Consider the following 20,991-nt stretch of genomic DNA (forward strand, 5'->3'; position numbering starts at 1 on the left):
GCCATGCAAGCCCTCTGGATGTTGGCCGCCGCCTTCTTCTTTGCCACCATGGCGGTCTGCGTCAAGTTCGCCTCGGTGCATTTCAACAGTGCGGAGCTGGTGTTTTACCGCGGTCTGCTGGGCATGCTGTTCATGTGGGCACTGGCCCGCACACGTGGCGTGACGCTGGCCACCCGTTATCCCGGCATGCACATGTGGCGCAGCCTGGTCGGCGTGATTTCTCTGGGCGCCTGGTTTTACGCCATCGCCCACCTGCCTCTGGCCACCGCCATGACGCTGAACTACATGAGCAGTGTCTGGATCGCCACCTTTCTGGTGGGCGGTGCCCTGTTGATGGGTTTGCTGCCGGCGCGCGGTAAACCAGGCACGGGAACCGTCGCCTCCCAGGGGCCATTGGTGCTGACGGTGATTACCGGCTTCCTCGGGGTGGTGATGATGCTGCGCCCGACGATAGAGCAGAACCAGGCCTTCGCCGGCCTGATCGGCCTGATGTCCGGTCTGCTGGCCGCCTTTGCCTACATGCAGGTGATGGCGCTGGCCCGTGTCGGCGAACCCGAAACCCGCACGGTGTTTTATTTCGCGGTGGGTTCGGCCGTAGCCGGCGGCCTGGGCATGCTGGTGGCCGGTATCTCCGAGTGGCACTGGAAGCCGGCGCTGTGGCTGATCCCCCTGGGCGTGCTGGCCTCGCTGGGCCAGCTGTGCATGACGCGGGCCTACAGCATGGCAAAAACCCGCAGTGCCACCCTGGTGGTGGCAAACTTGCAATACTCCGGTATCGTGTTTGGCGCGATCTACAGCTTGGTGCTGTTTGGCGACAAGATTCCGCTGCTGGGCTGGGCCGGCATGGCACTGATCGTGGCCAGCGGCATTGCTGCCACCGTGCTGCGCGCCCGGGCTGCGCCGGGCGCGCCTGCCGAGGAACACTGAATCGATTTCACGGGCTTATTTTTCAACCGGAGCCGCCATGTACACCACCCTGATCTCTGCCGAACAGCTGCAGGCCCTGGCGCACAGCGGCCTGCCTTACCGCGTGTTTGACTGCAGCTTTGAGCTGATGCAGCCCCACGCAGGCCAACAGTTGTATCTGGAGGCTCACATCCCGGGGGCGGTGTATGCCAACCTTGATACCGACCTGAGCGCCAGACACGGCGTGCCTGGGGCGCACGGGGTGCTGACCGTGCGCAGCGGCGCAGACCAGCCCGCTTCCGGCGGTCGCCACCCGCTGCCGAACCGCGAAAAATTTGCCACCTGGCTGTCCAGCGTGGGGTTCAGCAATGACATGCAGGCGGTGGTTTATGACCGCAACGGCGCCAACTACTGCGGCCGCCTGTGGTGGATGCTCAAGTGGGCCGGCCACGAAGCAGTCGCGGTGCTCGACGGCGGTTTGCAGGCCTGGCAGGCCGCAGGCGGTGCGGTCAACCGCGGCGAAGAGCCTTCGCACTTCCAGTCCATCTTTTTCCCCGGCCTGGAAAAGGCGCTGCTGGTGGACGGCAAAACCGTGGCCGACCACCTCGGCCAGCCCGGCCAGACCCTGCTGGACGCCCGCGCACCAGCACGGTTTCGCGGCGAAGTGGAACCGCTGGACCCGGTGGCCGGCCACATTCCCGGCGCACTGAACCGGCCGTTTGCTGAAAACATGGGGCCTGACGGCAAGTTCAAGTCCGCCGCGCAGTTGCGGGTCGAGTTTGAAGCACTGCTGGCCGGCCGCAACCCGGCGAGCGTGGTGCACCACTGCGGCAGTGGTGTCAGCGCGGTGCCCAATCTGCTGGCGATGGAAATCGCCGGCCTGGGCCGCACCGGTCTCTACGCCGGGAGTTGGAGCGACTGGTGCAGCGACCCCGGCCGCCCTGTAGCCACGGGGAACTGAGGCCACCAACAAATAGTCGCCAGTGCGCAATGCAGTGCTTTAGTATTCACCAAACCTGCACCCGCCATGCCCGACACCTCCGTTTCCCACGAATCCACGCGCCAGCTGGCTGCGGCGCTCATAGAACAACGGTACTCGCGCGGGCTGCGCGCCCTGTTGCTGATGCTGCTGGCCAGCCTGCCGCTGGTGCTGGGCCTGTCGCTTGCCCAGGAAATCGGCGACGTCCAGATCATCGTGATCGCCGCCGCCCTGACACTGACCGTATTTGGCTACTGGCTGCTGCACCGCGGCTACTACCAGTGGACCAGCTACCTGCTGGTGTATGCCCTGATCGGGCTGTCGGCCGCCGGCATGGTGGCCTACGGCTCGGTCCGCAGTGCGCTGTTGCTGGGTTTTGTCGGCGCCGTGATCGCCGCCGGAATGATGCAGGGAAAAAAGTCCCTGATCGCCGCGGTGGTGATGAGCTCCCTTGTCCTGGGCCTGCTGAGCTGGGCCGAACAGGCCGGCCTGCTGGTCAAGCCGGATTTATCGGTCAACCTGAGGTTCTGGCTGGTCAATGCCCTGCTACTCACCGGCATTGCCGGCAGCGTGTACACCAGCCGTCAGGTGGTGCTCCGGGCACTGCGCGAGCAACATGCCGAACTGCGCCGGCGCGAGAAGGCCGAAGACGAACTGCGACTGAGCGAAGACCGCTTCAGCCGCATTTTTCGCAGCAGCCCGGCAGCCATCATCGTGCAGGACCTCGAAGCGATGACGGTGCTAGACGTGAACCCCGCCTTCGAGCGCCTGTGGGGCTACACGCGTGATGAGTCCCTGGGCGGCACCGACGTTCATCTGTGGCATGACCCGGAAGCGCGCAAGGCCTTCCAGCTGCAGATGGCCACCTCGGGCCGTGTCATCAACCTCCCGCTGGAAGGCCGCAGAAAAGACGGCCGCCTGATCAACGTCCTGCTGTCGACCGAAATTGAAGGCCGCGGCCAGGGCCGCATCGTGGTCTCCACCATCACCGACGCCACCGCCGAAACCCAGGCCCGGCTGGCAGCGCGCCAGTCGGCCGAACTGTTCTCCAAGGCATTTGATTACAGCCCCATCAACATGACCATCACGCGGGTTTCGGACGGCACCTTCCTGGCCGTCAATGCCGCCGAGGACTACGTGCAGGGTCTCACGCGGGAAGAACTGCTGGGCCGCACCTCGGTGGAAGCCGGTGTCTGGGCCAGCGAGCAAGAGCGTACGCGGTACATCGCCGAACTCCGTGCGGAGGGCGGCGTGGTGCGGCGAGAAACCCGGATGCGGCATAAAAACGGAACCATGACGGACTGCCAGATCTGGTCGGTCATCGTCGATATTGCCGGCGAGTCCTGCATCCTGAGTTCCACCATCAACATCAGCGAGCAAAAGCGCCGGGAAGCCCAGTTGATCGATGTCGCCAAAGCCCTGTCGAGCGGCACCGGCGAAGCCTTCTTCCGTTCCGTCGTCCAGCAGCTGGCCATGGCCGTGGATGCAGATCTGGTGATCGTGGGCGAAATCATGCCGGACCAGAGCGTGGCCTCATTGGCCATGGTTCAGGACGGCGAGTTGCAGCCCGGCATCCGCTACGCGCTGGCCGGCACGCCCTGCGACCAGGCCCTCAGCCGGTCCGACCTGTGTGTCCACAACGAGGGCCTGCAACAACTTTTTCCGCACGACCGGATTCTGGCGGAGGGCAACTTCCACGCCTACGTGGGCGCGGCGCTGCGCGATGCCGATGGCACCCCCATAGGTGTCGCCAACGCCTTGTGGCGAAAACCCCAGCCCCGCTCCGCCGACAGGGACGCCCTGATGCAGATTTTTGCCAGCCGCATCACTGCCGAACTCGTGCGCCTGCGCCGCGACCGTGAAATTTCGCGTTTGCACGAAACGCTGGAGCAGCGCGTCAATGAGCGAACCGAGCAGCTCATGGCAACCAATGCCGAGCTGGAGTCTTTCGGCTACTCGGTCTCACACGACCTGCAGTCGCCGCTGCGCAGCATCGAGGGATTCAGCGTTCTGCTGGCCCGCCGCCTCAAGGGCAGAGTCAGCGACGAGGAGCAGCGCCTGTTCGACCGCATCCGGGTCAACGTGGTGCGCATGCACGAACTGATCAACGACCTGCTGGCGCTGGCCCGCGTCAGCAAGGGCAGGCTGGTACTGGAGGATGTGGATCTCAGCCTGATGGCGCAGCAGGTGGTCATGCAGGAAAGGCAGCGCGACCCGAAGCGCCCGGTGAAAGTCACCGTCCAGCCGGGCATCCATGGCCGCTGCGACAGCAAACTCGCACGCATCATCCTGGAAAACCTGATCGGCAACGCCTGGAAATACTCCCGCCAGCAGTCGGATGCGACCATCGAGTTTGGCCAGATGCCCACGCGCGAGGGCGGGCGCAAGATGCTGTTCGTGCGCGACAACGGCGCAGGATTCAACATGGACTATGCGGACAGCCTGTTCAAGCCTTTCCATCGGCTGCACCATGAAACCGAATTTGAAGGCAGCGGCATGGGCCTGGCCACCGTGCACCGCATTCTGGAGCGGCACGGCGGCCTGATACGCGGGGAGTCCTCCGAGGGTCAGGGCGCGTGTTTCTATTTTTCCTTCGATCCCCGGGTCGGCGCCATCGTGGCCTGAGCGCCGCGGCAAGCCGTCAGGACAGGCCCCCGCGCGGCGGGATTGTCTTCAGGCCTCTCAGGCAGACACCCCGTCATTGGCCAGCAACTCTTCCTTGAGCGCCTTCAGGTCGGCGACCATGCCCTTGAGGTCCATGCCGCTCTTGCGGGCCTTGGTGAACATCTCCTCACGCTCTTCCTCCACGTGATGGTCAATGTATTCGCCCAGCACAATGACCTTGGCGTCGAAGAGCGCTTCGTCGGCTTCCATGGCCGAGATCTGCGCAATCAGGTCCTTTGCGCTGGCATGCTCAACCTCGGCTTCATTGAGCAACGCGTCGTCACCGATGGCCTCGCGCGCCGCGGGGTAGAAGATCTGCTCTTCGATATCGGCATGCACGGTCAGCTCCCTGCAGATCCGGTCGGCCAGGGCCTTGCGTTCCTCGGCGGGTGCCTCGGTTTCACTGAGTTTTTTGAACTGGGTGAACAGTTTCTTGACGGCAATGTGATCGGAATCGAGCAGATCGACGGCATCGTTCATCTTGGGCGGGGCTTTGCTCATGGTGGTCTTCCTGGTGAGGGTGGGTGGGTCACTTGCAGCACCGGCGGTGCTGCATGCATGGCGGAGAGCCAGACACAAAATGACTTTAGGTAGCGCTCTCATGCACTTTTGTCAGACGCAGTTGATGTTTTTGTAGGACAGCACGAAACGACGCCCCATCGCGATTTGTCCTACAGCCGGAGCCTGGAGACATTGAGCGTCGGCGCGTGAACTTGCTGAGTGGAAGACAGGGCCGCCCCGGCAGCGTGCCGTCCCTCCACACCGGGCCGCCCTCGGATTTATCCACAAACTTTTTCATCAAATCGACCCGAAGTCCAATGGGCACCTGCTCCATCTGCTATATATTCTGTAGCAACTCCCAGAGTGCTACCATTTGCTGAAACTGGTTTCACGCCGTGTCCACGGCGCCTGCCCCGCCATGCCCACCTCTGCACTCCTGACTGCCACCGACCCCGCGCCGCGCGCCACCATTGCCGATGTCGCGCGTGCCGCCGGGGTGTCCAAAGCCACCGTCTCGCGCTTCCTGAACCACCGCGACAAGCTGCTGAGCCCGGACATCGCCAGCCGAGTCGAGGTCGCCGTCGCCGCCCTGGCCTATGTGCCCAGCCCGATGGCGCAAGCCCTCAAGCGGGGCCGTTCGCGCCTGATCGGCCTGGTCGTGGCCGATGTGACCAACCCGTTTTCCGTGGCCGTACTGCGCGGGGCCGAAAAAGCCTGCCAGGAAGCCGGCTACCTGCTGATGCTGTTCAATCTCGGCAACAACGGCGCGCGCGAACGGGAAGCCATTGAAGCCCTGACCTCTTACCAGGTCGATGGTTTCATCCTCAACACTCTGGGCCGGGATGCCGGGGCGGCGGCTGCGGCGGCGCGCCACGGCAAGCCAGTCGTGCTGGTGGACCGGCGCCACCAGGGCATGCAGGCCGACTTTGTCTCGCTGGACAACGCCGGTTCGGTGCGTCTGGCAGCAGGCCATCTGGTCGAGCGCGGCTACCGCGAGCTGCTGTTCGTGTCGGAACCGGTCCGCGACGTCAGCTCGCGCGTGGAACGCGAAGCCGCCTTTCACGCCTTCCTCGCGGAGAGCACGGGCTCGCCGGCCGTGACAGGCTGTACCTTCGAGAGCAGCGCCGACAATGCCGACGGACTGGACCAGGCCTTGCGGGCGCTGCGCCAGCGCGCCGGCCAGCGCCTGCCCGGCATCGTGGCAAGCAACGCGGTGGTCACCCTGCGGGTGGTCGCGGCCATGGCCAGACTCGGTTGGCGTTTCGGCGAGCAGGTTGGACTGGTCGGGTTTGACGAAACCGAATGGTCGCCCTACGTCGGCCCCGGCCTGACCACCATCGCGCAGCCGACCGACGATATCGGCCGCATGGCCGCTGACTGTCTGCTCGAGCGCCTGCGCGGGCTGGCGCCGCCGGCGCGGCAGATTCTGCTGCCCAGCCAGCTCATCGTGCGCGGCTCGTCCTCGCCGCACCGGCCCGACCTGCCCTCCGGCCAGGCCTAGGGTTATCCATGCTTTCGGCAGGTACGGAAATTCTTCTATAATTCACTGAAACCGGTTTCATAGACCTTCGCAAACTCTCCGGCTGGGTGTCAAGCACATCGCTCCAGGAATTTCGCGTTCCCCTGATTGCGGCGCTTGCGCGCCACCCCGCGCCGCCGCCCGTCCATGAACTACACATTTCAATTCGGTGATGTTTTTGCAGCCTGGCCCCTGTTGCTCAAGGGAACCTGGAACACCATCGAGCTGTCGCTGCTGGCGATGCTGTTCGGGCTGGTCCTGGCCATCGCCTGCGCCTGGGGCAAAACCGCCGGGCCCCGGCCCCTGCGGTTTGTGATCAATGCCTACATCGAGCTGATCCGCAACACGCCTTTCCTGGTGCAGCTGTTCTTCTTCTTTTTTGCGCTGCCGGTGCTCGGCCTGCGCTGGTCGGCCTACACCGCGGCACTGACGGCCATGGTCATTAACCTCGGGGCCTATGCGACGGAGATCATCCGCGCCGGCATCGAATCCATTCCCAAGGGCCAGATCGAGGCAGGGCTGGCGCTCAACCTCAAGCGCCACGAGATTTTCCGTTTTGTGATTCTCAAGCCGGCACTCAAGGCGATCTACCCGGCGCTGACCAGCCAGTTCATCCTGCTGATGCTCAGTTCGGCGGTGGTCTCGGCGATTTCCGCCGACGACCTGACCTCGGTCGCCGCCAACCTGCAGTCGCAGACCTTTCGAAGCTTCGAGATCTACATCGTGGTCGCCGGCATCTACCTGCTGCTGGCGCTGGCCTTTTCCGCGCTGTTCCGCCTGATCTACAGGAGCAGCCTCAACTACCCGGACCGCCGCTGATGCGTACCTTCGGCTTTTCCGAATTCCTGTTCATCCTGCAGGCGGCGCAGTGGACCATTGCGCTGTCGCTGATCGCCTTTGCCGGCGGCGCCATTGGCGGGCTGGTGATTGCCCTGGCGCGCACCTCCGGCAACCGTACGGCGCAGCTGCTGTCGGGCGGTTTCATCCAGGTTTTTCAGGGCACACCGCTGCTGCTGCAGCTGTTCCTGGTGTTTTTCGGCGCGCCGGTGCTGGGTTTCGACATCAACCCCTGGGTCGCGGCCGGCGTGGCGCTGGTGCTCAACAGCAGTGCCTTCCTCGGCGAAATCTGGCGCGGCTGCATCCAGGCGGTGCCGGCGGGACAAACGGAAGCGGCCCATGCGCTGAGCCTGTCCTACAGCGCGCGCCTGCGCGACGTGGTCCTGCCGCAGGCCTTCAAGATCGCGCTGGCGCCCACTGTGGGCTACATGGTGCAGATCATCAAGGGCACCTCGCTGGCCGCCATCATCGGCTTCACCGAGGTCACCCGTGCGGGTCAGATCATCAACAACGCCACTTTCCAGCCGCTCATCGTTTTCAGCGTGGTCGCGGCCATTTATTTCGTGCTGTGCTGGCCGCTGTCGCTGCTGGCCGCGCGGATGGAGCGCCGGCACGCCGCAGCGCTCTCACGCTGACCGCAAGGCAGCAGCTTCGCAGCTTTCGTTTCTTACCCTCAATCCACGGAGACTTCCCCATGATCAAATCCCTGCAACGCCGCGTGTTCACCGGCACCGCCCTCGCCCTCGCCGTGGCCGCCACGCTGTCGGCCTGGGCCCCCGCGGCCAGCGCGCAAAGCGTGGCCGACATCAGGAAAAAAGGCGAGCTCACCGTCGGCATGCTGGTGGACTTTCCGCCCTATGGCACGACCAACAGCGCCAACCAGCCCGACGGTTATGACGCCGACGTGGCGCGCCTGATGGCCAAGGACCTGGGCGTCAAGCTCAACCTGGTGCCGGTGACCGGCCCCAACCGCATTCCCTTCCTGCTGACCAACAAGGTCGACCTGCTGGTCGCCTCGCTGGCCGTCACACCCGAGCGCGCCAAGCAGGTGCAGTTCTCCAAGCCCTATGCCGCCGCCAGCATCGTGGTCTACGGCGACAGGAAGGCCGGCATCAAGACCGCCGCCGACCTCAAGGGCAAACGTGTCGGCGTGGCCCGGGCCAGCACCCAGGACGTGGCGCTGACCGCCGTGGCGCCTGAAGGCACCGAGATCCGCCGCTTCGACGACGACGCCTCGGCCATGCAGGCGCTGATGTCCGGCCAGGTCGATGCGATCGGCTGCTCGACCACGGTCGCTGCACAGATCGACAAACGGGCGCCGGCCAACACCTACGAAAACAAGTTCCTGTTGCGCCAGCAGGTCATGGCAGTCGCCATGCGTCCCGGCCAGGCCGAGCTGCTCAAGACCGTGGACGACTTTGTCGCACGCAACACGGCCAACGGCGAGCTCAACAAGCTCTACCGCAAGTGGCTGGAAACCGACCTGCCGAAAATGCAATAAACCCCTGGACGGTGCTTTCATGACAGACACAATGCCTTCCCGGCCCCCGGTCGCGGGGGCCGAACCCATCATCCGCATCGAAGCGGTGGACAAATGGTTCGGCAAGTTCCAGGTGCTGACCGACATCAACCTGAGCGTGGCGGCCGGGGAACGCATTGTGGTCTGCGGGCCGTCGGGCTCGGGCAAGTCCACGCTGATCCGCTGCATCAATCGCCTGGAGACCGTGCAGAAGGGCCGCATCGTGGTGGACGGCATCGACCTCACCGCCGGCGGCAAAAATGTCGATTCGGTGCGCCAGGAAGTCGGCATGGTGTTCCAGCAGTTCAACCTGTTTCCGCACCTGACCATCCTGCAGAACTGCATGCTGGCGCCAATGCGCTCGCGCGGCCTGAGCAGGCCGGAAGCCGAAGCCATGGCGATGAAGTACCTCACGCGCGTGCGCATTCCCGAGCAGGCGCAGAAATACCCGAGCCAGCTCTCGGGCGGCCAGCAACAGCGCGTGGCGATCGCGCGGGCGCTGTGCATGACCCCCAAGATCATGCTGTTTGACGAGCCAACCTCGGCGCTGGACCCGGAAATGGTCAAGGAGGTGCTGGACACCATGATCAGCCTGGCCGACGAAGGCATGACCATGCTGTGTGTCACGCACGAAATGGGGTTTGCCCGCAGCGTGGCCGACCGCGTGATCTTCATGGCCGACGGCCGCATCATCGAGCAGGCGCCGCCGCAGCAGTTCTTCAGCAACCCGCAGCACGAGACGACACGCAACTTCCTTGGCCAGATCCTGAGTTCGCACCAGCATGCCCACTGAAGGGACCGGCGTACAGGACAGCGCGCTGGACGTTGTCACCTTCGGCGAAGCCATGCTGCTGCTGGTCGCCGACCGGCCCGGCCCGCTCGAGGACGCCGGCGCGTTCCACAAACGCACGGCCGGCGCCGAAACCAATGTGGCGATCGGCCTGGCCCGCCTGGGGCTGAAAGTCGGCTGGGCCAGCCGCCTGGGCACCGACATGATGGGCCGCTACCTGATCAAGGCCATGGCCGGCGAAGGCATCGACTGCTCGCACGTGGTCTGTGACCCCGCACAGAAAACCGGTTTCCAGTTCAAGGGCCGCGTGCTCGACGGCAGCGACCCGCCGGTGGAATACCACCGCCAGGGCTCGGCCGCCAGCCACATGGGGGTGCAGGACATCGACGAGGCCTGGCTGCTGTCGGCCCGACATCTGCACGCGACCGGCGTGTTTGCCGCGGTGTCGGCCAGCACCCTGCCCGCCGCGCGCCGCAGCCTGGACCTGATGCGCGCCGCCGGCCGCAGCGTGTCCTTCGACCCCAACCTGCGCCCCACGCTCTGGGCCAGCCCCGCGCTGATGCGTGAAGCCATCAACGACCTGGCGGCACGCGCCCACTGGGTGCTGCCCGGCCTCGAGGAAGGCCGCTTTCTGACCGGCGAAACCAGCGCCGAAGGCATTGCCCGCTTTTACCGCCAGCGCGGCGCCCACCTCGTGGTCGTCAAGCTCGGCAGCGAGGGCGCGTATTTCGACGGTGACAGCGGCTGCGGTCACGTGCCCGGCTTTCCGGTCGCCGAGGTGGTCGACACCGTGGGCGCCGGCGACGGGTTTGCCGTCGGTGTGATCAGCGGCCTGCTCGACGGACTGAGCGTGCCGCAGGCGGTGCGACGCGGCGCCTGGATAGGTGCACGCGCCGTGCAGGTGCTGGGCGACAGCGAAGGCCTGCCCACCCGCGCCGAACTCAACGCCGCCCAACTCTGAACAAGGCTCTCCCCATGCGCAAACACGTCCTGGTCTTTCGCGAACTGCCTCCGGACCAGCTGGCGCGCCTGCAGGCGCAGCACGAGGTGACCGTGGCCAACCCGCGTATCCCCGCCCAGCTGCCGGCGTTTCGCGCCGCGCTGGCCACGGCCGAAGCCCTGATCGGCGCGAGTTACCCGGTGGATGAAGCCCTGCTTGCCGCCGCGCCGCGGCTACGGGTCATCTCCAGCGTCTCTGTCGGCGTGGACAACTACGCGCTGCCCGCCCTGGCGGCACGCGGCATCCTGCTGTGCCACACGCCGGGCGTGCTCGACGAGACGGTGGCCGACACCGTGTTTGCCCTGCTGATGGCAACCAACCGGCGCATCGTCGAACTGTCCAACCTGGTCCGCGACGGCGGCTGGACAAAAAACATCGGCGAAGAACTGTTCGGTGTTGACGTGCATGGCAAGACGCTGGGCCTGCTCGGCTTTGGCCGCATCGGACAGGCCATTGCGCGCCGGGCGGCGCTGGGCTTCGGCATGCCGGTGCTTTACCATGCGCGCCGGCCTGTCGACCTGGCGGTACAGGCGCCAGAGCTGCAGGGCCGTGCCCGGCACACGCCGCTGGACGCGCTGCTGGCGCGCGCCGACATCGTGGTGGCGATGCTGCCCCTGTCCGGCGAAACACGCGGCCTGATGGGTGCGCGGGAATTCGCGCTGATGAAAGCCGGCGCCATTTTTGTCAACGGCGGGCGCGGCGCCACCGTGCAGGAGGACGCCTTGCTGCAGGCGCTGGACCACGGCTCGCTGCGCGCCGCCGGGCTGGATGTTTTTGCCACCGAACCGCTGCCGATGGACTCGCCCCTGCGCCGCCATCCGAAAGTCACGGCCCTGCCGCACATCGGTTCGGCGACTTTCGAGACCCGGCATGCGATGGCCGAACTGGCCACCACCAGCTTGCTGCAGGCCCTGGCCGGCGAACGTCCAGCCGCGGTGTTCAACACCAGCGCGTCCTAGCTGGATCGCTTTCCGGCTGTTGCGGCGTTCAGGCGTTCAGGCGTTCAGGCGTTCAGGCGTTCAGGCGCGTCAATTCATAAGCAAATCTGCCAACAGCCCTTGTGTGGCGTGCGCTGGCAGCTATCGAAACAGGAGCGATTCAGTCCGGCTTGAGTTCGGCCAGAACCGGCGCCCGCGCGCCGCATGCATCGCCCCATTGCATATTCCTCGCGCCGACACGTCAAACATCGACATGGCGACGCGCGTCGCGTCACCCCCCTTACATCGGCTGAGGCGTCGGCTGGACCTGACCCGGATTGGGCGGGGTGCTCATGGGCTGCACCGGTTCGGGCGGCGGCACGTTGGGGTCGGTGGCCATACTTGGTTTTTTTTCAGACACGTTCTTACTTTCCGGACGGTGCATGGGCCGGGGGCGGCGCCACCGGCTGGTCGAGTTCACGGATCATGCGCTCACCTTCGGGGTCGCGGCCGTCGGAGGGAATGTCGCGTTCGTTGCCGATTTGCGGCTCTTCGGACGGCAGCGCGAGCGCCGTGTCATTGGCTGCGCTGTCCACAGCCGGATTGCGCTGCGGCGTGCCGCTCGGGTCCACCGGCAGTGGCGGTGTGGGATCGTCGTTGCTGTCGTCGCCCGGCGTCACTGCCGGTTCGTCCGGCACTTCTTCGTCGGGCAGGGCCTTCGGTTCGGCATGCATCTCAGAACCCTCCCAGCGTCAGCGGCACGGTCTCGGTCACCACGGCCGCCGCGGCAGCCATGCTGGCGCAGACGGTGGTGAGGTAGGCGACGTAGGCCGCGGCGATGCGGCGGGCCCGGCGGGGCTTGAAAGGGGTGGCTGTGGGCAGGTTCATGGCGGCGTCCTCGAAGAATGCCTTCATGATGGCTGCGCCCGGGCGCCGCGCCTATAGGCTGCGATGCACTGTGTTTGTCAGTGTCCGGCTGACATGGCCGTCCACCAGCCGCTCAATGCGAGGAATGCGCCAGCCCGCTGACCAGCGTGACCAGGGCAATGCCCACACCCAGCCAGGCAATCTGTGCGAGTGTCTCGCGGGCCGTCAGCCGTTTTTGCAGCTGCGGTATCAGGTCGGCCAGTGCCACATACACAAAGCTGCTGGAGGCCACCACCAGAAAATACGGCAGCCAGTCGTGCAGCATGTCCACCAGCGCGTAACCGATCAGGCCACCCAGGGCGGTCACGGCGCCGGCCAGCGACACCTTGATCAGGGCCGCGCTGCGGTTGCTGGAGGTGTGGCGCAGCACCACCAGGTCACCCATGTGGTGCGGCACTTCATGCGCCAGCACAGCCAGCGCGGTGATCACGCCCAGGCGCGTGTCGGCAACAAAGGCCGAAGCAATCAGGATGCCGTCACCGAAGGCATGCACGCTGTCGCCGGTCAGCACCGCCCAGCTGCCCGATCGGGCGGAATGGCCGTGGTGGTGGTGCGGGTGGCCTTGCTCCAGCGGACCGGGCGCGGTGTTGACGTGTTCGGCGCGTCCGGAGTTGCCCGAGCGCAGCGGCGCGAGCAGAGGGCCCGCATCGTCCTGGCCCTGCGGGTCATGGTGCTCATGGCCATGGTGGTACAGCTCGGCCTTGTCGAGCAGGAAGAAAAACACCAGCCCGACCAGCAAGGTGGCAAACAGCTCCTGCGCACCGGCCTGGCTCTCGAAGGCCTCGGGCAGCAGGTGCATGAAGGCGGTGGCCAGCAACGCACCGGCAGCCAGGCTGAGCATGTGGTTGGTGTAGCGGGCCAGCACCCCAAAGCTGAGCAGGGCCGCCAGCCACACGCTGCCGATGCCGGCAGCCAGCGTGCCCGTCAAAATTGCTATCAATGTCATAGCTGCTCACGCCCGATCTGTATGGGCTGAAGCCCGAAAACGTTGTAAAAACTCGCCCGAAACGCAAAAAAGCCGCCGCACATTGCTGTGGGGCGGCTCCGTGCCGGGCGGGCTTGAGTTAAGCGACGCCGTTGGCCTTGAACCACGCCAGAGCGCGTTTCCAGCCGTCTTCTGCCGGCTCCTTGCGGAAACTCGGGCGGTAGTCGGCGTGGAAAGCGTGCGGGGCATCAGGGTACACCACAAACCGCGAGGCCTTCGCCGCGGCACTGCCGCTGGCCAAAGCCACTTTCATCTTATCAACCGTGTCAAGGGGGATGCCGCTGTCCTGGCCCCCGTACAGGCCAAGCACCGGGCCGTTCAGGATGGGGGCAATGTCGACCGGGTGTTTGGGCGTCAGCGGCGTGCTGGCACCGACCAGGCGGCCGTACCAGGCCACGCCGGCCTTGACAGCGGGGTTGTGCGCGCTGTACAGCCAGGTGATACGGCCACCCCAGCAAAAGCCGGTGATGCCCACCTTGGCGGTATCGCCGCCGTTGGCCCCCGCCCACTTCACCGCGCCGTCAAGGTCGGCCATGACCTGGCCATCCGGCACCTTGGAGACGACCTCGGTCATCAGCTTGGCCATCTCGCCGTACTGCGAGGGGTCGCCCTGGCGCGCATAGAGCTCGGGCGCAATCGCCAGGTAACCGGCCTTGGCAAAACGACGGACGGTGTCGGCAATGTATTCATGCACGCCAAAAATTTCCTGGATCACCAGGATCACCGGCAGGCCGGTTTTGCCGGCGGGCGCGGCGTAATAGGCAGGCACCTTGAAACCGTTGACTTCGAACGAGGTTTCGCCGGCCTTCAGGCCCTCGGCAGACGTCTTGATCGCTGTCTGCGCCATGATCGGCAGGGCCGTGGCGGCATAACCGACACCGAGGGCCGCCTTCAGCGCCGTGCGGCGGGTGGCGCCGTTTTCGGTGCTCTGGCCGGGAAGCAGGGAGTCAAACTCGGATTTCTGGTCGCTGTGGAGCATGGCGGATTCCTCAATAGCTGGGTTGATGGGATGTGAAAGGGACGTGAAACGGGCTGGGCTGGTATAGCAGTCGGAGTCTAGGCGGTCACAGAAGTTCTTGCCGGTGCAGGGAATTACCAACGGGTTTTCCCCGCCCTCTCCCCGGCTGCTTCGGGACGCCGGCCTGCGGAGTCAGTGCGCCTTTTCCCAGTTCGGACCGATGCCGATCTCGGCCAGCAGCGGTACCTTCAGGTCGGCCACCCCGGCCATCAGGCGCGGAATTTCGTGGCGCACCCACTCGACCTCGGCCTCGGGCACCTCGAACACCAGCTCGTCGTGCACCTGCATGATCATTTTGGTGGCGCGCTTTTCGGCATCGAGCACGTCCTGCACCTTGACCATGCTGAGCTTGATCAGGTCGGCCGCCGTGCCCTGCATGGGCGCGTTGATGGCCTGCCGCTCCGCCGCCTTTTTGCGCGGGCCATTGCCGCCATTGATCTCGGGCAGGTAAAGCCGCCGGCCAAAGACGGTCTCGACAAAATGGTTCTTCTGGGCAAACACCACGGTCTGCTCCATGTAGTTCTTCACGCCCGGGTAACGCTGGAAATACCTGTCGATGTAGGCGGCTGCGGCCTTGGTCTCGATGCCCAGGTTGCGCGCCAGGCCGAAACTGCTCATGCCGTAGATCAGGCCGAAGTTGATGACCTTGGCGTAGCGGCGCTGCTCGTTGCTGACCTGGTCCAGGGCGACGCCAAACACCTCGGCGGCGGTCGCGCGGTGCACGTCCAGGCCGTCGGTGAAGGCACGCAGCAGCGCTTCGTCGCCGCTCAGGTGGGCCATGATGCGCAGCTCGATCTGCGAGTAGTCGGCGCTGGCGATCAGGCAACCGGGGGGGGCCACAAAAGCCTCGCGCACGCGCCGGCCCTCCGGCGTGCGCACCGGGATATTCTGCAGGTTGGGGTCGTTGCTCGACAGGCGCCCGGTCACGGCGACGGCCTGCGCGTAATGGGTGTGCACCCTGCCGGTACGCGGCAGCGCGAGCTGGGCCAGCTTGTCGGTGTAGGTTCCCTTGAGTTTGGAGAGCGAGCGGTGTTCCAGCAGCTTGGCCGGCAGTGGGTAATCCTCGGCGAGTTTTTCCAGCACTTCCTCGTCGGTGCTGCGCGCGCCGCTCGGGGTTTTCTTGATCACCGGCATGCCCAGCTTGTCGAAAAAGATCTCACCCAGCTGTTTCGGACTGCCCAGGTTGAAGGGCTGGCCGGCAATCTCGTAAGCCTCGGCTTCAAGCTGCAGGATGCGCTGGCCCAGCTCATGGCTCTGCGCCGCCAGCATGGGCGCATCAATCAGCACGCCGTTGCGCTCGATGCGGTACAGCGCTTCGCTGCTGCGCATTTCCAGTTCGTAGATGAAACGCAGCTTGCCGTCGGCCTGCAGCCGCGGCCAGAGCACGCGGTGCACGTCCAGGGTCTGGTCCGAGTCTTCGCACGAGTATTCGGCGGCCTTGGCGATGTCGACCTGGTTGAACTTGATCTGGTGCGCGCCCTTGCCGCACAGGTCTTCGTAGTTGATGCCGCTGCGCCCCACATGGCGCTCGGCCAGGCTGGCCAGGCCGTGCGGCTTGTGAACTTCCAGCACATAACTCTGCAACATGGTGTCGTGGGCGTAACCCTGCACCTCGATGCCATGGTTGGCAAACACATGGCGGTCGTATTTGACGTGTTGTCCGAGCTTGGCTTTGGCAGGGTTTTCCAGCCAGGGCTTCAGGCGTGCCAGCACCTCATCGCGCGGCAGTTGCGACGGCGCATCGGGGTAGTCGTGCGTCAGCGGAATGTAGGCCGCCTCGCCCGGGGTGACACTGAAACTCAGGCCGACGATCTGCGCCAGCATTTCGTCGAGCGAGGTGGTCTCGGTGTCGAGGGCCACCAGTTCGGCGGCTTCGATTTTTGCCAGCCAGGCGTCGAACATCGGCCAGTCGAGCACGGTGTCGTAGCGCAGGTTGGTGGTCCGCTCGGCCAGCGGGGTGGCCAGAAAGGCCGGCTCGTCAAACAGCCCCGGCTCGTCAGGCGACGCTGTGGCCGCGGCCGCCGCGCGGTCCTGGCGGTGGGTGTCGGGTCCGGCCGGCAGCTCGGCCGGGGCATTCTGGGTGTCCAGGCCGCGGACCAGTCCCTTGAACCCGTACTTGTCATAAAAAGCCTTCAAGGCCTCCGTCTGCTGTGCGCCGACAGCTATGTTATCCATAGCAGGCAGGCCCTCGATGTAAGCCTGCAGCTCGCAGTCTTTCTTGATGGTCAGCAGCTCGCGACCCCGGGGCAGCCAGTCGAGCGACTGGCGCAGGTTGTCGCCGACCACGCCCTTGATTTCGCCGGCACGCGCCACCAGCGCGTCGAGCGAGCCGTATTCGAGCAGCCACTTCACCGCCGTCTTCGGCCCGACCTTGGGCACGCCGGGCACGTTGTCCACGGCGTCGCCGACCAGGGTCTGGTAGTCCACCATCAGACGCGGCGGCACGCCGAACTCGGACTCGACGCCGGCCAGGTCGCGCCGGCGGTCGTTCATGGTGTCGATCACCGTGATGTTTTCATCGACCAGCTGGCTCAGGTCCTTGTCGCCGCTGGAGATGATGACTTCAATGCCCTGCTGCGACGCCATGCAGGCGAGCGTGCCGATCACGTCGTCGGCTTCCACCCCGGGCACATCCAGCACCTTCCAGCCCAGCAGGCGCACCACCTCGTGGATGGGCTCGACCTGGCTGCGCAAATCGTCGGGCATGGGCGAACGCTGCGCCTTGTACTCGGGGTAAAGCGCATCGCGAAAGGTCGGGCCCTTGGCGTCGAACACACAGGCGGCAAAGTCGGCGCGCACGTCCTTGCGCAGCTTCTGCATCATGTTGACCATGCCGCGAATGGCGCCGGTGGCGGGGCTTTGCGGGTTGCCGGGGTCGGCGCGCAGGTCGGGCATCGCATGGAAAGCGCGGTAAAGATAGCTGGAGCCATCCACCAGCAGCAGTGTTTTTTTGTCGGTGCTCATGGCCAGGGCCTGTTCACACTATTGATGCAAGTGCGAATATGGTTAAAACAGCGCCAATCCAGGCGCGCGACGACACTCAGCCTGGGCGGCTGAGCCAGGAGTGCAACAACGAATGGTGCTGTTTTAACCATATTCCCTTCGGGTTGCGGCCAAAAAGGCCATGCGCAGCGTTGCAAAGCCTTACCGGGCGCCAGCCCGGCTGCATTTTGCGCCTCGCGCGTGACCTTTTTGAATCGCAACGCATCTTCCATAAATAGTGTGAGCAGGCCCTAGATTGTCACCGTTTTGCCGGCCCTATCCACGGGGGTGCCGGCCCCCTACAATGCAGGCATGCAACACCCTCTTCGCTCCCTTCTGTTCGCCGCCACGGCTGTTCTGGCCTGTGCCCCCGTGCTGGCCCAGACGGCGGCGCCTGCCCCGGCAGCGGCACCTGCGCAAGCCCTGCCGCCCGGCACCAACCCGGTCAGCAGCCGGCCCGAGCCGGCCATCCAGCGCATCCGCACGGAAGACGCCGGCTCTCGCATTGACGAAGTGCGTGTGGGTGGCGAGACACAAAGCATCACCGTGCAGCCCAAAGCCAATGTACCGGCCTACGAGGTGCTGCCCTCCGACGCCACCAAGGGCGGCGGCACCGCACCGTCCACCTCGGGCGCCGGCAGCACCGGCAAACGTGTCTGGAACGTGCTCAAGTTCTAGTTTTTTCTTCAGTTTTCAGTTTCCGTTTCAGGCATGGCCGTTTACACCGAAGTCTCGTTTGACGAGGCCGCTCCCCTTTTGCATTCGCTCGGTCTGGGGCAATTGAAGACCCTGGACCCCTGCTCCGGCGGCATCGAGAACACCAACTATTTCGCCGACACCGACCAGGGCCGCTACGTCCTGACCCTGTTCGAACGCCTGGGCTTCGAGCAGTTGCCGTTTTACCTGTACCTGATGCAACACCTGGCGCAGCGCGGCATCCCGGTGCCGGAACCGCACGCTGCCCTGACGGCCAGTGCCGGCAGCTGGCCCGGCGACATCCTGCACAAGCTCAAGGGCAAACCTGCCGCCGTGGTGGACCGCCTGCGCGGCCGCAGCGAGCTGGCGCCCCTGCCCGCCCACTGCGCGGCGGTGGGCGACATGCTGGCGCGCATGCATCTGGCGGGACAGGACTTCGACCGCCAGCAGGCCAACCTGCGTGGCCTGGCCTGGTGGAACGAGACCGTGCCGGTGGTCCTGCCCTACCTCAGCCCCGAACAAAGCAGCCTGATCCGCTCCGAGCTGGCCTACCAGAACCACGTCGCCGCCTCCTCGGCCTGGCAGGCGCTGCCGCGCGGCCCGGTCCATGCCGACCTGTTTCGCGACAACGTGATGTTCGACAGCGACAGCGGCAAGCTGCATCTGACCGGCTTTTTTGATTTTTACTTTGCCGGCTGGGACGCCCTGCTGTTTGACATCGGCGTCAGCCTCAACGACTGGTGCGTGGACCTGGCTACCGGGGAACGCGACGCTGCGCGCAGCGCGGCCTTCATGGACGCCTACCAGGCGGTGCGGCCCCTGAACGCCCAGGAACGCAGCCTGCTGCCGGCGATGGAGCGCGCGGGTGCCCTGCGTTTCTGGATCTCGCGCCTGTGGGACTTTTACCTGCCGCGCGAAGCCGCGCTGTTGCAGGCGCACGACCCCGGCCATTTTGAACGGGTGCTGCGCCAGCGCGTGGCCCATCCTTGCAGTCTGTCAGCCTGACCCTGTCGCGCCGGGGCTGGACGCGACCGGCTGGAAAAAAGGCAGGCGCTGTTCCCGCTTTTTGCAGCAAACTGCCAGGCCAGCGTCTCAAGAACCTGTCGGTCAATAATTGTTCACCGGGCCCGCGCCTTTTTAGATGCTTCGATTGAACCGGTACCGACCTGAATCCATCAACATGCAAACCAAGCAATGAAACTAAACATCGTTCCCGCGCGTACTGGCATCACATGGGTCAAACTCGGCATACAAACCTTTTTCAAGCAGCCGCTGGCACTGGCCGGCCTGTTTTTCATGTACATGGCGGCGGCCACGCTGGCATCGCTGATTCCCTTCGTCGGCGTGGTGCTGGCGCTGGCCATCGTGCCGGCGGCCACCCTGGGCCTGATGGCCGCGACGCTGGAGGCCACCAAAGGCCGTTTTCCGATGCCCGCCATTCTGGTCAGCGCCTTCCGCGCCGGCCAGCAGCGCGCCCGCGCCATGATGGTGCTCGGGTTTCTGTATGCGGCCGCCTGCCTGCTGATCGTCTCCGTGGTCCCGCTTTTTTTCGACGTGCCGGTCAGCCGGGAAAGCGCCCTGGCGCCCGAAATGCAGGGGGTGATGCTGGTGATCATGGTGCTCTACCTGCCGATCTCGATTTTGTTCTGGCATGCGCCCGCGCTGGTGCACTGGCATGGCGTGACACCTGTCAAGAGCCTGTTTTTCAGTGCTGTCGTGTGTTTGCGCAACGCAGGCGCCTACGCCTTGTTCGGCCTGACCTGGATGGTGGTGCTGATGCTCATCGGCCTGGCCGTGAGCCTGCTGGCCGGCCTGCTGGCCAGCCCCGAGGCTGCGGCCGCGCTGATCATGCCGGCCGCCCTGCTGATGGCCGCGATGTTTTCAAGCTCGCTGTATTTCACCTTTCGCGACAGTTTTGATGCCACCCTGCCCGACAGCCCCGTCAACAACGACAACACCGACAACAACCCCACCCCAGGAGAGACGCCATGACACAGCACCTGCTGCAAGGCCGGCAAGAAAAGGAAATATTGTGGTTCCAGAGGCGTGACGCGCTCAAGGCAGCCGCAGCCTGGGTGGCGATGGGGGGCCTGCCGGCCGCGATGGCGCAGCAGCGCAGCAACATCGTGCAACTGACCGGCGACGCCACCCTCAATGGTCAGCGCCTGAGCCCGCAGCACACCATCCAGACCGGCGACGAGATCCAGACCGGACCGGGCGCCAACCTCGTGTTTGCGATCGGCAACTCGGCGTTCCAGGTGCGCCAGAACTCGCGCCTGTCGGTGGAACGCGGCGGCACGCTCAATGCGGTCAGCCTGCTGCGCCTGCTGACCGGCGCCGTGGCCAGCGTCTGGGGCAAGGGCGTGAACCGCGCCATCGTCATGCCGACCCTGACCGCCGGCATACGCGGCACCGGCGTGTATGCCGAAATTTTTGCCGACCAGGGCAACCGCAACTATTTCTGCAACTGTTACGGCACGGTGGACCTGGACGCGGGCCGCGACAAGCAGGTGTCCCAGGCGCAATACCACCAGTCCTTCTGGGCCGACCCCGAGCCCCGCAACGGGCGTTACCTGTCGCCTGCCCAGGCGCTGAACCACACCGACGAAGAGCTGGAGTTTCTGGCCGGTCTGGTGGACCAGCGCACCGCCTGGCAGATCGCCGGCAGAAAAGGCATCAAGGACGGCCGCGGCCAGATGACCTACTGAGCCTGCGCCCCTGCACCCTTGGGCCGCCGGCCCGGCGAGGGCG

Annotated in this window: 20 protein-coding genes; 14 read left to right on the top strand and 6 right to left on the bottom strand. The window is 65.3% G+C overall.

What is annotated here, in order from left to right; translation table 11 throughout:
- Positions 1–3 precede the first annotated feature (3 nt).
- From PSV26_RS19135 to PSV26_RS19145, 3 genes are all read left to right on the top strand, one after another.
- On the top strand, positions 4–927 hold the full coding sequence (locus PSV26_RS19135; RefSeq protein WP_300573075.1) for a DMT family transporter: 924 nt from the start codon (positions 4–6) through the stop codon (positions 925–927).
- 37 nt (positions 928–964) lie between these two features.
- Positions 965–1,867, top strand: a complete 903-nt coding sequence (locus tag PSV26_RS19140; protein ID WP_300573078.1) for a sulfurtransferase — start codon at positions 965–967, stop codon at positions 1,865–1,867.
- A gap of 66 nt (positions 1,868–1,933) precedes the next feature.
- Positions 1,934–4,510, top strand: coding sequence for a PAS domain S-box protein (locus tag PSV26_RS19145; protein WP_300573080.1), 2,577 nt, complete (start codon positions 1,934–1,936; stop codon positions 4,508–4,510).
- Between the two features lie 57 nt (positions 4,511–4,567).
- On the opposite strand, the gene PSV26_RS19150 is transcribed toward PSV26_RS19145, so the two are convergent.
- Positions 4,568–5,050: a hemerythrin domain-containing protein gene (locus PSV26_RS19150; protein ID WP_300512946.1), complete on the bottom strand. Its 483-nt coding sequence runs from the start codon at positions 5,048–5,050 to the stop codon at positions 4,568–4,570.
- Positions 5,051–5,468: 418 nt separating this feature from the next.
- Between PSV26_RS19150 and PSV26_RS19155 the strand changes: the two genes are divergently transcribed.
- The 7 genes from PSV26_RS19155 (at position 5,469) to PSV26_RS19185 (ending at position 11,674) form a co-directional block, all read left to right on the top strand.
- Positions 5,469–6,551 carry a LacI family DNA-binding transcriptional regulator gene (locus PSV26_RS19155; RefSeq protein WP_300573083.1) on the top strand — a complete coding sequence of 361 codons (1,083 nt, stop codon included), beginning with the start codon at positions 5,469–5,471 and terminating at the stop codon, positions 6,549–6,551.
- Positions 6,552–6,716: 165 nt separating this feature from the next.
- Positions 6,717–7,388 carry an amino acid ABC transporter permease gene (locus PSV26_RS19160; protein WP_300512951.1) on the top strand — a complete coding sequence of 224 codons (672 nt, stop codon included), beginning with the start codon at positions 6,717–6,719 and terminating at the stop codon, positions 7,386–7,388.
- On the top strand, positions 7,388–8,041 hold the full coding sequence (locus PSV26_RS19165) for an amino acid ABC transporter permease (RefSeq protein WP_300512953.1): 654 nt from the start codon (positions 7,388–7,390) through the stop codon (positions 8,039–8,041). The genes PSV26_RS19160 and PSV26_RS19165 overlap by 1 nt, the downstream gene beginning before the upstream one ends.
- 59 nt (positions 8,042–8,100) lie before the next feature.
- On the top strand, positions 8,101–8,907 hold the full coding sequence (locus tag PSV26_RS19170) for a transporter substrate-binding domain-containing protein (protein ID WP_300512955.1): 807 nt from the start codon (positions 8,101–8,103) through the stop codon (positions 8,905–8,907).
- Positions 8,908–8,926: 19 nt separating this feature from the next.
- Positions 8,927–9,718 (top strand): amino acid ABC transporter ATP-binding protein, encoded by a 792-nt coding sequence (locus tag PSV26_RS19175; RefSeq protein ID WP_300573086.1) that lies wholly within the window; start codon positions 8,927–8,929, stop codon positions 9,716–9,718.
- Positions 9,708–10,676, top strand: coding sequence for a sugar kinase (locus tag PSV26_RS19180; RefSeq protein ID WP_300573089.1), 969 nt, complete (start codon positions 9,708–9,710; stop codon positions 10,674–10,676). Before PSV26_RS19175 ends, PSV26_RS19180 begins: the two co-directional genes overlap by 11 nt.
- Before the next feature lie 14 nt (positions 10,677–10,690).
- Complete coding sequence (locus PSV26_RS19185; RefSeq protein ID WP_300512958.1) at positions 10,691–11,674, top strand: D-glycerate dehydrogenase; 984 nt, start codon at positions 10,691–10,693, stop codon at positions 11,672–11,674.
- Between the two features lie 383 nt (positions 11,675–12,057).
- On the opposite strand, the gene PSV26_RS19190 is transcribed toward PSV26_RS19185, so the two are convergent.
- The 5 genes from PSV26_RS19190 to polA all read right to left on the bottom strand — a co-directional run bounded on the left by PSV26_RS19190 (position 12,058) and on the right by polA (position 17,526).
- A complete protein-coding gene (locus PSV26_RS19190) occupies positions 12,058–12,366 on the bottom strand; it encodes a hypothetical protein (RefSeq protein ID WP_300512960.1) in 309 nt (102 codons plus the stop codon).
- Between the two features lies 1 nt (position 12,367).
- Complete coding sequence (locus tag PSV26_RS19195; protein ID WP_300573092.1) at positions 12,368–12,520, bottom strand: hypothetical protein; 153 nt, start codon at positions 12,518–12,520, stop codon at positions 12,368–12,370.
- Positions 12,521–12,632: 112 nt separating this feature from the next.
- Positions 12,633–13,505 (bottom strand): ZIP family metal transporter, encoded by an 873-nt coding sequence (locus PSV26_RS19200; RefSeq protein WP_300512964.1) that lies wholly within the window; start codon positions 13,503–13,505, stop codon positions 12,633–12,635.
- Positions 13,506–13,623: 118 nt separating this feature from the next.
- The gene (locus PSV26_RS19205) at positions 13,624–14,523 is read right to left on the bottom strand and encodes a dienelactone hydrolase family protein (RefSeq protein ID WP_300573095.1); all 900 of its coding nucleotides are present in this window, start codon (positions 14,521–14,523) and stop codon (positions 13,624–13,626) included.
- 171 nt (positions 14,524–14,694) lie between these two features.
- Entirely contained in the window at positions 14,695–17,526 is a 2,832-nt protein-coding gene (gene polA / locus PSV26_RS19210; protein WP_300573098.1) for a DNA polymerase I, read from the bottom strand.
- Between the two features lie 330 nt (positions 17,527–17,856).
- Here polA and PSV26_RS19215 point away from each other — a divergent pair, with 330 nt between their 5' ends.
- The 4 genes from PSV26_RS19215 (at position 17,857) to PSV26_RS19230 (ending at position 20,948) form a co-directional block, all read left to right on the top strand.
- Complete coding sequence (locus PSV26_RS19215; RefSeq protein ID WP_300573101.1) at positions 17,857–18,222, top strand: hypothetical protein; 366 nt, start codon at positions 17,857–17,859, stop codon at positions 18,220–18,222.
- A 33-nt stretch (positions 18,223–18,255) separates the two neighbouring features.
- A complete protein-coding gene (locus PSV26_RS19220) occupies positions 18,256–19,245 on the top strand; it encodes a homoserine kinase (protein WP_300573104.1) in 990 nt (329 codons plus the stop codon).
- Between the two features lie 189 nt (positions 19,246–19,434).
- Positions 19,435–20,232, top strand: coding sequence for a BPSS1780 family membrane protein (locus PSV26_RS19225; RefSeq protein WP_300573107.1), 798 nt, complete (start codon positions 19,435–19,437; stop codon positions 20,230–20,232).
- Entirely contained in the window at positions 20,229–20,948 is a 720-nt protein-coding gene (locus PSV26_RS19230) for an iron dicitrate transport regulator FecR (RefSeq protein ID WP_300573110.1), read from the top strand. Before PSV26_RS19225 ends, PSV26_RS19230 begins: the two co-directional genes overlap by 4 nt.
- Positions 20,949–20,991: the final 43 nt, after the last annotated feature.

Source organism: Polaromonas sp. (assembly GCF_029945685.1).
Lineage (GTDB): Bacteria > Pseudomonadota > Gammaproteobacteria > Burkholderiales > Burkholderiaceae_C > Polaromonas.

Bases quoted from the DNA above. Each gene is read 5' to 3' on its own strand.
- PSV26_RS19180 (WP_300573089.1), top strand. From the start codon at position 9,708: ATGCCCACTGAAGGGACCGGCGTACAGGACAGCGCGCTGGACGTTGTC.
- PSV26_RS19140 (WP_300573078.1), top strand. From the start codon at position 965: ATGTACACCACCCTGATCTCTGCCGAACAGCTGCAGGCCCTGGCGCAC.
- PSV26_RS19160 (WP_300512951.1), top strand. From the start codon at position 6,717: ATGAACTACACATTTCAATTCGGTGATGTTTTTGCAGCCTGGCCCCTG.
- PSV26_RS19165 (WP_300512953.1), top strand. From the start codon at position 7,388: ATGCGTACCTTCGGCTTTTCCGAATTCCTGTTCATCCTGCAGGCGGCG.
- PSV26_RS19135 (WP_300573075.1), top strand. From the start codon at position 4: ATGCAAGCCCTCTGGATGTTGGCCGCCGCCTTCTTCTTTGCCACCATG.
- PSV26_RS19170 (WP_300512955.1), top strand. From the start codon at position 8,101: ATGATCAAATCCCTGCAACGCCGCGTGTTCACCGGCACCGCCCTCGCC.
- PSV26_RS19145 (WP_300573080.1), top strand. From the start codon at position 1,934: ATGCCCGACACCTCCGTTTCCCACGAATCCACGCGCCAGCTGGCTGCG.
- PSV26_RS19175 (WP_300573086.1), top strand. From the start codon at position 8,927: ATGACAGACACAATGCCTTCCCGGCCCCCGGTCGCGGGGGCCGAACCC.
- PSV26_RS19155 (WP_300573083.1), top strand. From the start codon at position 5,469: ATGCCCACCTCTGCACTCCTGACTGCCACCGACCCCGCGCCGCGCGCC.
- PSV26_RS19230 (WP_300573110.1), top strand. From the start codon at position 20,229: ATGACACAGCACCTGCTGCAAGGCCGGCAAGAAAAGGAAATATTGTGG.
- PSV26_RS19205 (WP_300573095.1), bottom strand. From the start codon at position 14,523: ATGCTCCACAGCGACCAGAAATCCGAGTTTGACTCCCTGCTTCCCGGC.
- PSV26_RS19220 (WP_300573104.1), top strand. From the start codon at position 18,256: ATGGCCGTTTACACCGAAGTCTCGTTTGACGAGGCCGCTCCCCTTTTG.
- PSV26_RS19150 (WP_300512946.1), bottom strand. From the start codon at position 5,050: ATGAGCAAAGCCCCGCCCAAGATGAACGATGCCGTCGATCTGCTCGAT.
- polA (WP_300573098.1), bottom strand. From the start codon at position 17,526: ATGAGCACCGACAAAAAAACACTGCTGCTGGTGGATGGCTCCAGCTAT.
- PSV26_RS19190 (WP_300512960.1), bottom strand. From the start codon at position 12,366: ATGCATGCCGAACCGAAGGCCCTGCCCGACGAAGAAGTGCCGGACGAA.
- PSV26_RS19185 (WP_300512958.1), top strand. From the start codon at position 10,691: ATGCGCAAACACGTCCTGGTCTTTCGCGAACTGCCTCCGGACCAGCTG.
- PSV26_RS19200 (WP_300512964.1), bottom strand. From the start codon at position 13,505: ATGACATTGATAGCAATTTTGACGGGCACGCTGGCTGCCGGCATCGGC.
- PSV26_RS19195 (WP_300573092.1), bottom strand. From the start codon at position 12,520: ATGAACCTGCCCACAGCCACCCCTTTCAAGCCCCGCCGGGCCCGCCGC.
- PSV26_RS19215 (WP_300573101.1), top strand. From the start codon at position 17,857: ATGCAACACCCTCTTCGCTCCCTTCTGTTCGCCGCCACGGCTGTTCTG.
- PSV26_RS19225 (WP_300573107.1), top strand. From the start codon at position 19,435: ATGAAACTAAACATCGTTCCCGCGCGTACTGGCATCACATGGGTCAAA.